Source organism: Stenotrophomonas sp. TWI1149 (genome assembly GCF_039673155.1).
Taxonomy (GTDB): Bacteria; Pseudomonadota; Gammaproteobacteria; order Xanthomonadales; family Xanthomonadaceae; genus Stenotrophomonas; species Stenotrophomonas maltophilia_AA.
The window spans coordinates 1-14573 of sequence record NZ_JBDJLB010000014.1 but is presented as its reverse complement, the minus strand read 5'-3'; the positions used below and the strand labels follow the sequence as shown (position 1 = coordinate 14573).

General features: G+C 67.4%; 16 protein-coding genes. 5 read left to right on the top strand and 11 right to left on the bottom strand.

What is annotated here, in order from left to right; translation table 11 throughout:
* Nucleotides 1–12: 12 nt before the first annotated feature.
* Nucleotides 13–1155 (top strand): hypothetical protein, encoded by a 1143-nt coding sequence (locus ABE424_RS15670; protein ID WP_346490617.1) that lies wholly within the window; start codon nt 13–15, stop codon nt 1153–1155.
* 144 nt (nt 1156–1299) lie between these two features.
* On the opposite strand, the gene ABE424_RS15665 is transcribed toward ABE424_RS15670, so the two are convergent.
* A complete protein-coding gene (locus ABE424_RS15665; RefSeq protein WP_179459832.1) occupies nt 1300–1791 on the bottom strand; it encodes a MarR family winged helix-turn-helix transcriptional regulator in 492 nt (163 codons plus the stop codon).
* Nucleotides 1792–1918: 127 nt separating this feature from the next.
* On the opposite strand from ABE424_RS15665, the gene hppD reads away from it, so the two are divergent.
* Complete coding sequence (gene hppD, locus ABE424_RS15660; protein WP_176987948.1) at nt 1919–3034, top strand: 4-hydroxyphenylpyruvate dioxygenase; 1116 nt, start codon at nt 1919–1921, stop codon at nt 3032–3034.
* 106 nt (nt 3035–3140) lie between these two features.
* Nucleotides 3141–4442 (top strand): homogentisate 1,2-dioxygenase, encoded by a 1302-nt coding sequence (hmgA, locus tag ABE424_RS15655; RefSeq protein ID WP_346490618.1) that lies wholly within the window; start codon nt 3141–3143, stop codon nt 4440–4442.
* A gap of 8 nt (nt 4443–4450) precedes the next feature.
* On the opposite strand, the gene ABE424_RS15650 is transcribed toward hmgA, so the two are convergent.
* The 3 genes from ABE424_RS15650 to ABE424_RS15640 all read right to left on the bottom strand — a co-directional run bounded on the left by ABE424_RS15650 (nt 4451) and on the right by ABE424_RS15640 (nt 5888).
* Nucleotides 4451–4681 (bottom strand): hypothetical protein, encoded by a 231-nt coding sequence (locus ABE424_RS15650; RefSeq protein ID WP_346490619.1) that lies wholly within the window; start codon nt 4679–4681, stop codon nt 4451–4453.
* A gap of 68 nt (nt 4682–4749) precedes the next feature.
* Entirely contained in the window at nt 4750–5217 is a 468-nt protein-coding gene (locus tag ABE424_RS15645; protein ID WP_346490620.1) for a hypothetical protein, read from the bottom strand.
* A gap of 140 nt (nt 5218–5357) precedes the next feature.
* Nucleotides 5358–5888, bottom strand: a complete 531-nt coding sequence (locus ABE424_RS15640) for a hypothetical protein (RefSeq protein ID WP_346490621.1) — start codon at nt 5886–5888, stop codon at nt 5358–5360.
* Between the two features lie 158 nt (nt 5889–6046).
* Here ABE424_RS15640 and ABE424_RS15635 point away from each other — a divergent pair, with 158 nt between their 5' ends.
* Nucleotides 6047–6628 (top strand): hypothetical protein, encoded by a 582-nt coding sequence (locus ABE424_RS15635; RefSeq protein ID WP_346490756.1) that lies wholly within the window; start codon nt 6047–6049, stop codon nt 6626–6628.
* Nucleotides 6629–6728: 100 nt separating this feature from the next.
* Entirely contained in the window at nt 6729–7685 is a 957-nt protein-coding gene (locus ABE424_RS15630; RefSeq protein ID WP_346490622.1) for a calcium/sodium antiporter, read from the top strand.
* A 42-nt stretch (nt 7686–7727) separates the two neighbouring features.
* Here ABE424_RS15630 and ABE424_RS15625 read toward each other — a convergent pair whose 3' ends face one another.
* The 7 genes from ABE424_RS15625 to ABE424_RS15595 form a co-directional block, all read right to left on the bottom strand.
* Complete coding sequence (locus ABE424_RS15625; RefSeq protein WP_346477880.1) at nt 7728–8141, bottom strand: Na+/H+ antiporter subunit G; 414 nt, start codon at nt 8139–8141, stop codon at nt 7728–7730.
* Entirely contained in the window at nt 8138–8422 is a 285-nt protein-coding gene (locus ABE424_RS15620) for a K+/H+ antiporter subunit F (protein WP_019185292.1), read from the bottom strand. Before ABE424_RS15620 ends, ABE424_RS15625 begins: the two co-directional genes overlap by 4 nt.
* Nucleotides 8419–8925 (bottom strand): Na+/H+ antiporter subunit E, encoded by a 507-nt coding sequence (locus tag ABE424_RS15615; RefSeq protein ID WP_346490623.1) that lies wholly within the window; start codon nt 8923–8925, stop codon nt 8419–8421. The genes ABE424_RS15620 and ABE424_RS15615 overlap by 4 nt, the downstream gene beginning before the upstream one ends.
* Nucleotides 8922–10457 carry a monovalent cation/H+ antiporter subunit D gene (locus tag ABE424_RS15610; protein WP_123729955.1) on the bottom strand — a complete coding sequence of 512 codons (1536 nt, stop codon included), beginning with the start codon at nt 10455–10457 and terminating at the stop codon, nt 8922–8924. The genes ABE424_RS15615 and ABE424_RS15610 overlap by 4 nt, the downstream gene beginning before the upstream one ends.
* A complete protein-coding gene (locus ABE424_RS15605; RefSeq protein ID WP_019185295.1) occupies nt 10454–10837 on the bottom strand; it encodes a Na+/H+ antiporter subunit C in 384 nt (127 codons plus the stop codon). The genes ABE424_RS15610 and ABE424_RS15605 overlap by 4 nt, the downstream gene beginning before the upstream one ends.
* Nucleotides 10837–13665 (bottom strand): monovalent cation/H+ antiporter subunit A, encoded by a 2829-nt coding sequence (locus tag ABE424_RS15600; protein ID WP_346490624.1) that lies wholly within the window; start codon nt 13663–13665, stop codon nt 10837–10839. The genes ABE424_RS15605 and ABE424_RS15600 overlap by 1 nt, the downstream gene beginning before the upstream one ends.
* Before the next feature lie 359 nt (nt 13666–14024).
* Entirely contained in the window at nt 14025–14510 is a 486-nt protein-coding gene (locus tag ABE424_RS15595) for an Mpo1-like protein (RefSeq protein WP_176987957.1), read from the bottom strand.
* Between the last annotated feature and the right edge of the window lie 63 nt (nt 14511–14573).

Below are 14573 nucleotides of genomic sequence, written 5' to 3'. Positions count from 1 at the left end.
GGAATTCGACGCATGCAGCCGGGCACCAGCGACAGCACCACCGATGTTTCCCTTGATGCGCCGGCCGGCGTGAGCCTGCCGCCGGTCGATGTCCTGTTGGACGATCAGACCGCGCCGGATGCGCTCGATGGCGAAGCCGAGACGCCGGCCCCGGGCGCGATCCGCTACCGCCTGCCGATGGTCTCCGTGCCCGACAACGTGCTGCTCAAGGCCGCGGTGCAGAAGCTGGTGGAGCAGAAGGCGCAGCTGGATGCGCTGGCACGCCAGGGCAACCTGCCCGGCCTGATCCCGGCCGAGTGGCAGGGCAGCGGCATCCGCGGCGTGGACCTGCAGGGCTTCGTGCTGAGCGTGGTGCCGTTCCTGCAGAACGCAAGCAAGGACGAAACCGCCCCGGCACGCCTGCCGCTCAAGCACGTCCTCGGCGATGCCGGGCGCTGGGACCAGCACGACGTGGAGGAGCCCAGATCGCTGGCGTTCTTCCTGGCCAGCGATGATCGCGCCAGCGCCGGCACGAAGGATCCTGCCGAGGTGTACCTGGTCGGCGCGCTCGGCCTGGCCTGGGCGCACGAAGGGCGCACCCGCCCGGGCTTCCTGCGCGCGATGGGGTACGACAGCATGGCCGCGCGCGTGCACCTGCTGCCGTATCCGGCGGCAGCGCAGCTGGCGCTGTACAGCGTCACCGCGCACGGGGTAACCCAGATCTGGTGCGTGCTGGACCGGCGCAAGGTGCGCCCGCTGCTGGCACCGTGGATCAGCGTGCCGCTGCTGACCGCCTACGGGGTCAATGCCCCGCAGACCTGGCCGACCAGCTTCCCGGCGGTGGAGGAGGTGGCCGCGATGCTGGCCGCCGCACGGGGCGGCAAGGGGCCGGTCGAAGCGGACCTCGGCAAGGTGGCGGCCAAGGTCGCCCAGGACGCGTCGGGCGAAGCCTGGATGCCGGTCAGCCTCCTCCAGGTCGGCACCTGGGCACCGCGCTGGCGCTACTTCATGGCCACCTTCATCGGCCTGCCGTCGCTGTTGCTGGTGGTCGCCGCGCTGGCCCTGCCGGGCGCGATCGAAGCAGCCGCCGTGGCCGCCTCGCTGGGCTTTGCCGGCGGCGCGATCGGCGCCCTGGCGGCGCCGTGGGTGCATGCACGGCGCAAGCACCTGAGCTGAGGCGCAACGGAGGCGCAACGGAGGCGCAACGGAGGCGCAACGACCAACGGTCGTTGCCTAGCGCCATCGCGCAGGTCCCACCGGCATCTCGCAGGCGTTACCGGCATCGCGCAGGTACCCACCGTGGGTGGGTACGCCTTGCGATCAGCTCTCGTCCATCCGCTGCAGGCCTTCGCCGGCCAGGCGCAGGATCAGCGTTTCCAGCATCTGCTCTTCCTCTTCGCTGAGCACGGACATCAGCTTGCGGGTGATGTCGATCACCAGCGGGGCGATGGTCTCGTACACCTCGAATCCGGCGGCCGACAGCGCCAGCACCGAACGGCGGCGGTCGTCGCCATGGGTTTCACGCTTGATGAAGCCCCGTTCGAGCAGTCTGGCCACGGCGCGGCTGACCGCGACCTTGTCCATCGCGGTGCGATCGGACACCTCGCTGGCCGACGAGCCCGGATACAGCGCCAGGACCGTGATCACCCGCCACTCGGGGATCGCCAGGCCATAGCGGTCCCCATACAGCTTGGCGATATTGCCGCTGACCCGGTTGGACAGAACGCTCAGCCGGTATGGCAGGAACTGCTCCAGATCGAGCAGGGCGTGCGAGGCGCGGATGCTGTGACTGCTGGGATCGGGCGGGCTCATGCTGCGGTGCACCTTGATGGTGGTTTCATGTGAAACTATAACCTACGTTCCGGACACCGCATTCTCGCGGGTCTGCCTTCCTACCGCACCTGGTTTTTTCCGATGCGGACTGCTTTGGAGCCACAGCATGACCAGCCAAACGAGCACCGCGTCCTACGCACCCGATCCGGGCATGCAGGTCACCACCTTCGAAAACCCGATGGGCATCGATGGTTTCGAGTTCGTCGAGTTCGCCGCCCCGGCCGGCCGTGGCGCGGAACTGCACGCGTATTTCCGCAAGATGGGCTTCACCGCGGTGCTGCGCCACAAGCAGCGCGCGATCACGGTCTACCGCCAGGGCGACGTGAATTTCCTGGTCAATGAAGAGCCGGATTCGTTCGCCTCGGACTTCGCCGAGAAGCACGGCCCCTGCGCCTGCGGTTTCGCGATCCGCTTCAAGAAGCCGGGCGACGAGGTCTACCAGATGGCGCTGGGCAACGGTGCCGAAGCGATCGACTTCAAGCCGGAGACCCGCGCCGTCGCCGCCCCGATCATCAAGGGCATCGGCGACTGCATGCTGTACCTGGTCGACCGCTACGGCGCCAACGGCAGCATGTTCGATACCGACTACGCGCCGATCGAGGGCGTCGACCCGCGGCCGAAGGGCTTCGGGCTGACCTTCATCGACCACCTGACCCACAACCTGTACTTCGGCAACATGCAGCAGTGGTCGGATTACTACGAGCGCCTGTTCAACTTCCGCGAGATCCGCTACTTCGACATCAAGGGCCTCAAGACCGGCCTGGTGTCCAAGGCGATGACCGCCCCGGACGGCATCGTGCGCATCCCGCTCAACGAATCCTCCGATCCGAAGAGCCAGATCAACGAATACCTCGACGCCTACAAGGGCGAGGGCATCCAGCACATCGCCTGCTTCACCGAGAACATCTACGAGACCGTGGAAGCGATGCGCGCCCAAGGCGTGGAGTTCCTCGACACCCCGGACACGTATTTCGATGTGATCGACATGCGCGTGCCCAACCACGGTGAAGACGTGGCCCGACTGGCGAAGAACAAGATCCTGATCGACGCCGACCCGGAGACCCACCAGCGCAAGCTGCTGCAGATCTTCACCACCAACTGCATCGGGCCGATCTTCTTCGAGATCATCCAGCGCAAGGGCAACGAAGGCTTCGGCGAAGGCAACTTCACCGCGCTGTTCGAGAGCATCGAGCGCGACCAGATGAAGCGCGGCGTGCTGTAAGGCACTCGGCCGCCACCCGCGTTACGCTCCAACGGTGGCATCCGCGCCCGCGCGGGTGCCACCGGCTGTATTCCCTTGCCATCCACGCCTCCGGCGGAGCAGGACCATGAACAACCCGATGTCATCGCGCGGTTACCAGACCGGTTTCGGCAACGAGTTCGCCACCGAGGCGGTGCCCGGCGCACTGCCGGTGGGACGGAACTCTCCGCAGCGTGTCGCCCATGGCCTGTATGCCGAACAGCTGTCCGGTACGGCGTTCACCGCGCCGCGCGGCAGCAATCGCCGCAGCTGGGTGTACCGCATCCGCCCGGCGGTGACCCACGGTGAATTCACCCCCTTCATCCAGCCGCATCTGCACGGCGACTTCGCGCAGGGCGCGGTCTCGCCCAACCAGCTGCGCTGGGATCCGTTGCCGCTGCCCAGCACGCCCACCGATTTCATCGAAGGGCTGTACACCATGGGGGGCAACGGCTCGCCGGACGCCCACGGCGGCGTCGGCATCCACCTGTATGCCGCCAACCGCGACATGCAGGGCCGCTATTTTTACAACGCCGATGGCGAGCTGCTGATCGTGCCGCAGCTCGGCCGCCTGCGCCTGCTCACCGAGCTGGGCGTGATCGAGATCGAACCGCAGCAGATCGCGGTGATCCCGCGTGGCGTGCGCTTCCGTGTCGAACTGCCCGATGGCGACGCGCGCGGTTACGTCTGCGAGAACTTCGGCGCGCTGCTGAAGCTGCCGGACCTGGGCCCGATCGGCTCCAACGGCCTGGCCAATCCGCGCGATTTCGAGACCCCGCATGCGGCGTTCGAGAACCTCGACGGCGCGTTCGAACTGGTCGCCAAGTTCGACGGCCAGCTGTGGCGCGCGGACATCGATCATTCGCCGCTGGACGTGGTCGCCTGGCACGGCAACTACGCGCCGTATCGCTACGATCTGCGCCGCTTCAACACGATCGGCTCGATCAGCCACGACCATCCCGATCCCTCGATCTTCCTCGTGCTGCATTCGCCCAGCGACACGCCGGGCACCAGCAACATGGACTTCGCGATCTTCCCGCCGCGCTGGCTGGTCGCGCAGGACACGTTCCGCCCGCCGTGGTTCCACCGCAACATCGCCAGCGAGTTCATGGGCCTGATCCATGGCGCCTACGATGCGAAGGCGGAAGGCTTCGTGCCCGGTGGTGCCTCGCTGCACAACTGCATGAGCGGCCACGGCCCGGACGCGGCGACCTTCGGGAAGGCCTCCGCGGCCGACCTGAGCCGGCCGGACGTGATCAAGGACACGATGGCCTTCATGTTCGAAACCCGCGGCGTGATCCGTCCGACCGCCCAGGCGATGGAGGCGGCGCACCGCCAGCGCGGGTATCAGCAGTGCTGGCAGGGGTTGAAGGCGAATTTCTCGGGGTAAGCGGGCGCTTAGATGCCGTCCGACCCACGGCGGGTCGGCAACACGCGGTCAATGTGAACGTCGTTGCCCGTGCGTTGGTAGGCGATCAGATAGCGTCCATCGCGCGTTGCATACAGAAACGTGCCTTTGATGGCATCGAGGCGATACAAGGCCGCGCCATCCAAGGCATCACCTTCGCTCTCAATCGCATTGTCGCGCGCGAGGGCTGCGGCAAACAGGTGCGGATCCGGCAGCGTCACGGCGCGCTCGAAAGCCGAAACGAGTTGTCTCGCTCGATCCTCGATGGCCTGCCGGCCCCACGCCACTGTCATTCTTTGGACGAGTGGCGCTTCAATGCCGTTTGCAACTGGTCACCGAGCCGCGTTTTCAGCGCCTCCATGTGCAGGTGTGCTTCTGTGCTGGACAGTGGCGGCCGTGGATCCGCGCGCGCTTCGGCCACCGCTTCACGGATGCGCTCCAGATAGGCCGAGTCTTCATGCAGCTGTTTCAGTGCGCGTGCCCGATCCGGTCGTGAGCGGCGCAGGGGCTCGGCCCCCGCCGTCGCCGTGGCGTCCACGCGATAGCGTGTGATCCCCAGCTGGGCCAGCACACGTGCGGCCGCGTGGACGCCGGAGAACATGCGGGGCGTCCCATCTTTGGTGGCCAATGCGCGTTCGCTGTTCTCCAAGGCGAAGGTGACGACATAGCCACCCGGCTCCGCAGTCACCGTCGTTTCGCGCAGACTGCCGGATTCAGCGAGTTCGCGGGCAGTCGCCAGTCTGATCGTATCGACCACGCTCGACTCCCAATTAACTGTTATTTGGGAATCATACATGGGTTAAACCTCGCCAGCGGATGGAGCTTCATCGTTGCGCGGCGCCCTTCGCTACGTCCAATTCAACCTCTTCATCGAAACCGGATTCCCGCAATACCGTCTCAAACCACGTCGATCTGGAACCGGTCGGCATGCTCCTTCGGCAGCACCTCCAGCAACCGCTGCCGCACCCGTTCGGCATAGCCGGTGGAGGTCAGCCCGGGCAGCGCCCCGAGGGCGGCGTGCAGCGCGGCCATGACCGCGTCATCGCTGCGCGACTGCTGCAGGGTATGGAAAAGGGCCGCCGCCTGCGGATGGCGCTGCAGTTCCAGGATGTCCAGCAGGTAGATGCGGGCGGCGACCAGCGAGCGGCGGCGTTCGGTCACCGGCACCGGTAGCACGGTCGGCATCACGCCGGGCGCGGGCGCGGCGGGCGCGACAACGGCGACCTCCGCGACCGCACGCGATACCAGGTACCCGCTCTGGATCAGCTGGATCACCATCGCCGGGGTTTCCGGTCCGACCAGCTGGCCGAGCTGGACCAAGTCACGCTGGCCGTCGCACAGGATCAACAGCCGGCGCTGGCGCATGTCCAGGGGCGCACGGTGGGCCTGCAGGGCAGTGCGGGCGAGATCGGTCTTCTGCGGTTGCATGGGGGCGGGGTCGATGCGGTGCAGGCCGAGCCTGAACGCGGCAGGTGAAACGCGGATGACAGCGATGCCCGTGCATGTCGCCCACACGGCCCTCGCGCTAGGCTGCGCCGAATCAACGGGAGGATGCAGGCATGAAACAGCTGGGAAGCGTGATGGCACTGGGGATGGTGCTGGCCTTGGCCGCGTGCGGGCGCGCGCCGGAAACTCCGTCCAGCGATGCCGAGGCGGCCGTGCCTGCACCCGCGGCGGACACTGCGCCCGCAGCGCCCGCCACGGCGGCACCGGGCACGGCAACGCAGGGACCGGCGCGCCTGGATGGCTACGGTCCCGTGGCGCTGGGCAGCACGCTGGACGAGGTACGCGCGGCTTGGAAGGAACCGCTGCAGGGCGAGGTCGCCGACGACTACTGCCATGCGCTGCGGCCCGAAGGCGCGCAGGCCGGGGACGTGATCTTCATGATCGAAGGCAGGCGCCTGGTGCGTTATGACGTGCGCAACGATCGCATCGTCGCCCCGGGCGGCGGCAAGGTCGGCATGTCGCTCGGCCAGCTGCAGACGCTGTACCCGGACCGCGGCGACCTGACCCCGCACAAGTACGACGAGAAAGGCCACAACCTGCGCGTGCGCCCGGCGACCGAGGGCGGTGCACTGGTCAACTTCGAGATCAATGGCGATGGCAACGTCACCGCCTGGCGGGTCGGCAAGACCCCGCAGGTGGACTACGTGGAAGGCTGCTCCTGAGCCACCCGCACCGCCCCGGCCGCGGCGCCGGGGCGGGCCTTCACCGTTCGGCGTGGGCTGGCCCTAGAATCGGCTCACATCTGTCACCGGGGAGCACCAGATGATCGCTGCCACTGTTTGGTTCGTGCTGGGCCTGGTGCTGTTGGCACTGGGGGGCGATTCCATCGTCAAGGCTGCCTCCGGGCTGGCCCAGCGCTTCGGCGCCTCGCCCTTCGTGGCGGGGTTGCTGCTCGTCGCCTTCGGCACCTCGCTGCCCGAGCTGGTGGTCAACGCCCGGGCCTTCGTGGTGGGGGCGGAAGAACTCGCGCTCGGCAACGCGGTGGGCAGCAACATCGTCAATGTCGGGCTGACCCTCGGCCTGGCGGCCCTGGCCGCGCCGCTGCTGGTCCGCGCGCGCCTGCTCTCGCCGCTGCTGCTGTGCCTTGCGGCGGCCAGCCTGCTGCTGATCCTGTTCGGCCTGGACGGCGTTATCGCGCGCTGGGAAGGGGCCGTGCTGCTGCTCGCCTTCGTCGCCCTGCTGGTGTTCCTGCTGCGCCGCGCGCGCGCGGAATCCGAGCCGGTGCGCGAGGCCATCGCCGGCTATGCGATGACCCGCACCGGGCTGTTCCTCAATATCCTGCGGCTGCTGTTCGCGGCGGTCTGCCTGTACCTCGGCGCGCGCTGGATCGTACAGGCCGCACCGGTGTTCGGCGCCGGGCTGGGCTGGTCGCCGCTGCTGGTCGGCCTGCTGCCGGTGGCGATCGGCACTGCGCTGCCCGAGGTCGCCGCGGCGGTCGCTGCGGCACGCCGTGGCCAGGGCGACATGGTGCTGGGCCACGTGATCGGCTCGAGCCTGTTCAATCTGCTGGTGGTGGTCGGCGGCATGGCCGCGCTGCGCCCGCTGGCGCTGCCTGCGTCGTTCGTGAAGCTGGAACTGCCGGCGGCAATCGCCTTCGTGCTGGTGCTGTACCCGATGCTGCGCGGTGACCTGACGATCAGCCGGCGCGAAGGCGCGGTGCTGGTCGTGGCGTTCCTGGGTTGGATCGCGCTGGAGCTGGCGCTGATCGGCAGCGTGTGAGGTTGACGGCCAGCTGGTGAAGCAGCCGGCCAGCGGCCGGCACTACTGGCTGTCCCGGGAAATGGGCGCCTTCGCATCATCGGCGTCGTCGTCGCGGCGCGGTTCCGGCGGCGGCAGCTGTTCTTCCTTGGCGGTCTTGTGGCCCGGCAGCTCCGGCCGGGTTTCCATCAGCAGCGACAGCGCGGCCTTGGCCATCATGTGCGCGCTGATCGGCGCGGTGATGAACAGGAACACGGTGATCAGCAGCTCGCGCGGCTGCGGGTCTTCGCCGAGGAAGATGTGATAGCAGACCGAACCCACCAGCACGCAGCCCACGCCCAGCGTGCTGGCCTTGGTCGGTGCATGCAGGCGCTTGAAGAACGTGGACAGCTTCACCAGGCCGAGCGCGCCGACCAGGATGAAGAAGCAGCCGAACAGCAGCAGGATCGACAGCACGATCTGGATGAAGGTGATCATTCGACGATGTCCCGGCGCAGCACGAACTTGCTGAGCACCACCGTACTGCCGAAGCCGAGCATGGCGATGATCAGCGCGGCTTCGAAGTACACCGCCGAGTTGAGGTACATGCCGAACAGCATCAGCTCGGCGATGGCCGTTACCGACAAGGTGTCCAGGGCAAGGATGCGGTCGGGCACGGTCGGGCCGCGCAGCAGGCGCCAGGTGGCCAGCAGCATCGCCAGGCCGACCACGTGCATGCACACCACCATCGTGGTCTGGATGAACATATGTCCGGTCATGGGAAAATCTCCATCAGCGGGGCTTCGTAGCGGGATTTGATCTGCCGGATCAGCTCGTCCGGATCATCCAGGTGCAGCACGTGCACCAGCAGGTACCGTCGGTCATCCGACAGCGCGGCCGAGACCGTGCCCGGGGTCAGCGTGATCATGCTGGTCAGCGCGGCGATGCCGTGGATGTTGGCGATATCCAGCGGCAGCCAGATGAAGCCGGGGTGGATGCGGCGCTCCGGGCCCAGCACCTGGATCGCGACCCGGATGTTGGAGACCAGGATGTCCCACAGGGTCACGAACACCAGTTTGGGCAACGGCCTGAGCGAGCCGATCCGCGCGAACTCGCGGTCCAGCCGCGCCGCGAACAACGGCACCACCACGCCCAGGATCATGCCGAGCACGATCTGGCCGACGGTGAAGCTGTCGGACATCAACAGCCAGAACGCCACCACCATCACGCTCAGCGAGGGCGAGGGCAGGATGCGCTTGTACAGGGAAGGCTTGCGCGTCATGGCTGGCGGATCTCCGGCGTGGTGGCGCGCAGTTCACCGACGTAGTCCTGCGGCTGCAGCAGCTGGGTGGCCATCGCATCGGTGTGCTGCATCAGCGGGCCGGCGAACACGCTCATCGCGATGCCATAACTGAGCAGCAGCGCGGCGGCGAACAGTTCCACGGTGCGTGTGGGGGCCTTGCGCGGTTTGGGCGCGCCTTCTTCGACGACCGGTACGCGCCAGAACAGGCGGATGCCGCCCCGGGTCAGGCCGACGATCACCATCAGGCTGCTGCCCAGCACCGCGGCCCACACCGCCCAGGTGTACTGCGCCGGCATGCCGGCCAGCAGCGCGGCCTTGGCCAGGAAGCCGGACAGCGGCGGCAGGCCGGCCACCGAGACGGCGCCGATCAGGAACAGCACGGCAGGCGTTTCCTTGCCCGGCATCGGCGCGATGACTTCCTTGCGGTCGCTGGCGCCGCCACGACGGCGGCGGATCAGATCGGCGATGAGGAACAGCGCGGCGGCCACGAAAGTGCTGTGCGGCAGGTAATACAGGCCGGCCGAAAGTACTTCCGGCGTGCGCACCGAGAAGGCGATGAACAGCGTCGCCGCCGAGACCACCACCAGGTAGGAGATCAGCACGCGCAGGCGCGCGGCGGCGAGCACGCCCAGACCGCCCAGCACCAGCGTCGCCACGCCGGCCCAGAGCAGCCACTGGCTGCCGTAGCCGGCCATCGGGCCCGCGCCTTCGCCGAACCACAGCGTGCTGACCCGCAGCACTGCATAAAGGCCGACCTTGGTCATGATCGCGAACAGTGCGGCCACCGCGGCCGGTGCACGTGCATAGGCTTCCGGCAGCCACAGGTACAGCGGCATCAGCGCGGCCTTGCTGCAGAACACCAGCAGCAGCAGGCCCATGGTCGCCTTGACCAGGGTCAGGTGGGAGGCCGGCACTTCGGCGATGCGCTGGGACAGCTCGGCCATGTTGAGCGAGCCCAGCGAGGCGTACAGCAGGCCGAGCGCGATCAGGAACAGGGTCGAGGCGGTGACGTTGAACACCACGTAGTGCAGGCCGATGCGCATGCGCAGGCCGCGCCCGCCGCTGAGCAGCAGGCCATAGGAGGCGATCAGCATCACCTCGAAGAACACGAACAGGTTGAAGATGTCGCCGGTCAGGAACGCGCCGTTGAGGCCGACCAGCTGGAACTGGAACAACGCGTGGAAGTGCGGCGCGCGCCGGTCCCAGCCCGAGCAGGCATGCAGCAGGCAGGGGATGGCCAGCAGCAGCGTGGTCACCAGCATCCAGGCCGAGAGACGGTCGGCCACCAGCGCGATGCCCAGGCGCGAGGGCCAGTCGCCCAGCAGGTACACCGCGATGCTGCCGTCGGCGGTCTGCGCGAACAGCAGCGCGACGGCGGCGGCGAGTGCGGTCAGCGTGGTCCACGCCACCGTGCGCTGCACCTTCGGCCCATAGCGGCGGTGCTCGACGAACAGCGAGCAGGCCGCGCCGAACAGCGGAATCAGGATGGGCAGGATCACCGCATGGTTCATGCGCCGCCCTCCCGGCCCGGCGCGGTATCGGCGGGGAGTTCTTCTTCTTCGTGTGCGTCCACATGGTCGCTGTGGTTGTCGCTGCGGCTGCGCATCGCCAGCACGATGCTGACCGCGGTCATCGCGAACGCGATCACGATGGCGGTCAACACCAGCGCCTGCGGCAGCGGATCGGTGTAGTTGCCCAGATCGCTGTCGATGCCCTCACGCAGCACCGGCGCCTTGCCCTGGACCAGGCGGCCGCCGGCAAAGATCAGCAGGTTGGTCGCATACGAGAGGAAGGTCATGCCGAGGATCACATCGAAGCTGCGCGCGCGCAGCAGCAGGTAGATGCCGATCGCGCTCAGTACGCCGATGGCGCTTGCCAGGGCCAGTTCCATCAGTGCATCTCCCCGGTTTTTGCCGAACGGCGGGTGGGATCGATCTCGCCTTTGCGGGCGTTGCGGGTACGCGAGGGCTTGATCGTGCCCATCATCGAGAGCATCAGCATCACGCCGCCGAACACCACCAGGTACACGCCGGTATCGAAGCCGATCGCACTGGCCAGCGGTACCTCGCCGATCAGCGGCAGGTGCAGGTCCAGATGACCGCTGGTCAGGAACGGCACGCCGAACAGCATCGAGGCGCAGCCACTGAGGATGGCGATCAGCAGGCCGGCACCGATGCAGCGGATGTAATCGAAGCCGAAGCGCGATTCCACCGAGGTGGTGCCCTGGATGACGTACTGGATCAGCAGCGGCACCGCCAGCACCAGGCCGGCGATGAAGCCGCCGCCGGGCGCGTTGTGGCCGCGCAGGAACAGGAAGATGGACACGGTCAGGGTGAGCGGGAACATGACCTGGGCCAGATCGGCCGGCACCGGCAGCTTGATCGGCGGGCCCGGCATGATCTGTTCCGGCGCCATCCGCGAGCGGCGCAGCATGGCGTGCACCACCAGCGCGGCGATGCCGAACACGGTGATCTCACCGAAGGTATCAAAGCCACGGAAGTCGACCAGGATCACGTTGACCACGTTCTGCCCATACGCCTCCGGCAGCGCACGTGCGAGCAGCTCGCCGGCCATGGTATTCGGCGGCAACGTCATGGCGGTGTAGGCCATCGCGGCCAGGCCGCCACCGGCGACGACCGCGATCACCGCATCGCGCCGCTTGCGCCAGACCGACTTCTCCGGTGGCGACTGGATCGGCAGATAGTTCATGCCCAGCAGCATCAGCACCAGGGTGACCATCTCCACCAGCAGCTGGGTCAGCGCCAGGTCGGGTGCGGACAGGAACACGAAGGTCAGCGAAACCATCAGGCCGACGCCGCCGACCACCAGCACCGCCAGCAGGCGCTGCCGGTAGACGAACAGCGCGCCCAGCGCGCAGGCCATCATCACCAGCCACAGCGCCCAGCCCAGCAGCGGGATCGGCTGCGGCGAGGGCCAGTTGGGCGAGGCCGGGTTGGCCACGAACGGCGCGGCGGCGACGATGATCGCCACCACCACCAGCGCCATCAGCATGCGTTGCAGGCTGCCGTTGGCCAGGCCCTGGGTGAGCCGGTGGGCGAAGCCGAACACCAGGTCCAGCTGCTTGTGGAAAATGTTGCGGCCGATGCTGCGGCTGACCACCGCATGCAGGTTGATCAGGCGGCGCAGGCCGAAGTAGAGCGCGATACCGCCGATCACGCCGGCGATGCTCATCATCAACGGGGTATTGAAGCCGTGCCAGACCGAGAGGCTGTACGCCGGCATCGCCGGGCCCAGGATCGACGACGCGGCGGCATGCAGCACCGGCGCGATGGTGATCGCCGGCGCGACGCCGACGGCCACGCAGACCACCACCAGGATCTCGACGGGCACCTTCATGAAGCGCGGCGGTTCGTGCGGCACCCGGTCCAGGTCGTGCGGGCCCTTGCCGAAGAAGGTGTCGTGCACGAAGCGCAGGCTGTAGGCCACGCCGAACACGCCGGCCAGCAGCGCGGCGATCGACATCACCACGCGCATGGTTTCCGGGCCGCCCGCGGTCAGCGCCTCGGCAAACAGCATTTCCTTGGAGAGGAAGCCGTTGAGCAGCGGAATGCCGGCCATCGCCAGCGAGGCGATGATCGCCAGCGCGCTGGTGATCGGCATCAACCGCCGCAGGCCGCCCAGCTTGCGCATGTCACGGGTGCCGGTCTCGTGGTCGATGATGCCGGCGGCCATGAACAGCGACGCCTTGAAGGTGGCGTGGTTGAGGATGTGGAACACGCCAGCCACCACCGCCATCGGCGTGGACAGGCCGAACAGCATGGTGATCAGGCCGAGATGGGAGATCGTCGAATAGGCCAGCAGGCCTTTGAGGTCATGCTGGAAGATCGCGTTCCAGGCGCCGATCAGCAGGGTGATCGCCCCGATGCCGCTGACCGTATAGAAGAACAGATCGGTGCCGGCCAGCGCCGGATGCAACCGGGCCAGCAGGAACACGCCGGCTTTGACCATCGTCGCCGAGTGCAGGTAGGCCGAGACGGGCGTCGGCGCGGCCATCGCGTGCGGCAGCCAGAAGTGGAACGGGAACTGGGCGCTCTTGGTGAAGATGCCGGCCAGGACCAGGAACAGCGCATACGGGTACAGGGCACTGGCGCGGATCAGATCGCCGGCGGCGAGCACCGCGTCCAGCTCGAAGCTGCCGACGATGCGGCCGATCAGCAGCACGCCGCCGAGCAGGGCCAGACCGCCGCCGCCGGTGACCACCAGGGCCATCCGGGCACCCTCGCGGGCGTCCTGGCGGTGCGACCAGAAGCCGATCAGCAGGAACGAGCTGATGCTGGTCATTTCCCAGAACACCATCAGCAGCAGCAGGTTGCCCGAGAGCACCATGCCGAGCATGGCGCCCATGAACAGCAGCAGGTAACAGTAGAAGCGGTGGGCGCTGTCGCGGGCGCTGAGGTAGTAGTGGGCGTACATCACCACCAGCGCGCCGATCGCCAGCACCATCCCGGCGAACATCCAGGCCAGGCCGTCCAGGCGCAGCGAGAAGGCCAGGCCGATCTGCGGAATCCACTCCCCGTAGCTGCGGACGATCCCGCCGTCCATGATCGCCGGGGTCATCGTCGCCAACAGCGCCAGTCCTCCCAGCGGAGCGGCCGCGGCTACCCAGGCGGCCGTGGAGCGGGAGGTGCGGCGGAATGAAGCGACGGCCACTGCCATCAGGAAGGGCAGGGCGAGCAGCAGGAGCAGACTAGGATTCATGCAGGGAATGCGGGATTCACGAGCAGGTCGTTCAGTCTAACAGGCAGGCAATTGCTGCCGATACACCCGAATACGCCCTCAATTGCATCTAACGTGCACTGATTCATTTTTTCGGGGCGGCGCATGGCCCCATTCGGGTCCGTCGAAGGCCGTATGGAGGCGCGCCCTCGACTTTGCCGACTGTGGCCGCCCGGAGGCCATCGAAACGGGTCCGGAACCAGTCGTCGCAGGGGCTGCGGGACGGTCGGGATGTGCACGAAGATGAACGGTGACCGACGCTCGAAGGGCCACTGCGGACGATGCTGGACGGTCCGGCGTGGAGTGCCGGTGAGCGCGCCCGCTCGTTCAGGAAAAACAGGTCAGTAGCGCCAACCCATCCGGCGGTAGACCTTGGCCAGGACCCACAGCGGGCCGATCAGCAGATAGACCAGATCGGTCAGGAAGCTCGGCTTGCGGCCTTCGTGCTTGTGCCCGATGAACTGCGCGACCCAGGCGACGGCAAAAACCCCCAGGGCCAGCCAGAACAGGTTCACCAGCCCGATCTCGGCTTCCAGCAGGCGGCACACGCAGCCGCTGACGAAGAAGATCGCCAGCATGCCGTAGCCCAGCGTGCGCGAGAGGCGGTTGTAGAAACACCAGGCGGCGAACATCGCCAGACCGGCCCAGATTCCGTTCTGGAACCAGGTAATCAGCGGCGGGAGACACCACAGCAGGCCGATCACCGACCACAGGATCGCCGGGACGGCCACGACGTGGATGCGCTGGTTCAGCACATTGCGGTGATCGTCGGAATAGCTGGCGAAGTAGCGGTCGATCGGGCGTGCAAGCTGGGTGGCGGTCTGCATACTGCGTCGCTTCCTCGGACAACGGTAGTGCCGGCCGCTGGCCGGCAACTCAGCATAGCCGAG

What these genes read in the sequence shown, in the direction of transcription:
- ABE424_RS15670 (WP_346490617.1), top strand. Translation starts at nt 13, where the DNA reads ATGCAGCCGGGCACCAGCGACAGCACCACCGATGTTTCCCTTGATGCG.
- ABE424_RS15665 (WP_179459832.1), bottom strand. Translation starts at nt 1,791, where the DNA reads ATGAGCCCGCCCGATCCCAGCAGTCACAGCATCCGCGCCTCGCACGCC.
- hppD (WP_176987948.1), top strand. Translation starts at nt 1,919, where the DNA reads ATGACCAGCCAAACGAGCACCGCGTCCTACGCACCCGATCCGGGCATG.
- hmgA (WP_346490618.1), top strand. Translation starts at nt 3,141, where the DNA reads ATGAACAACCCGATGTCATCGCGCGGTTACCAGACCGGTTTCGGCAAC.
- ABE424_RS15640 (WP_346490621.1), bottom strand. Translation starts at nt 5,888, where the DNA reads ATGCAACCGCAGAAGACCGATCTCGCCCGCACTGCCCTGCAGGCCCAC.
- ABE424_RS15630 (WP_346490622.1), top strand. Translation starts at nt 6,729, where the DNA reads ATGATCGCTGCCACTGTTTGGTTCGTGCTGGGCCTGGTGCTGTTGGCA.
- ABE424_RS15625 (WP_346477880.1), bottom strand. Translation starts at nt 8,141, where the DNA reads ATGATCACCTTCATCCAGATCGTGCTGTCGATCCTGCTGCTGTTCGGC.
- ABE424_RS15620 (WP_019185292.1), bottom strand. Translation starts at nt 8,422, where the DNA reads ATGACCGGACATATGTTCATCCAGACCACGATGGTGGTGTGCATGCAC.
- ABE424_RS15615 (WP_346490623.1), bottom strand. Translation starts at nt 8,925, where the DNA reads ATGACGCGCAAGCCTTCCCTGTACAAGCGCATCCTGCCCTCGCCCTCG.
- ABE424_RS15610 (WP_123729955.1), bottom strand. Translation starts at nt 10,457, where the DNA reads ATGAACCATGCGGTGATCCTGCCCATCCTGATTCCGCTGTTCGGCGCG.
- ABE424_RS15605 (WP_019185295.1), bottom strand. Translation starts at nt 10,837, where the DNA reads ATGGAACTGGCCCTGGCAAGCGCCATCGGCGTACTGAGCGCGATCGGC.
- ABE424_RS15600 (WP_346490624.1), bottom strand. Translation starts at nt 13,665, where the DNA reads ATGAATCCTAGTCTGCTCCTGCTGCTCGCCCTGCCCTTCCTGATGGCA.
- ABE424_RS15595 (WP_176987957.1), bottom strand. Translation starts at nt 14,510, where the DNA reads ATGCAGACCGCCACCCAGCTTGCACGCCCGATCGACCGCTACTTCGCC.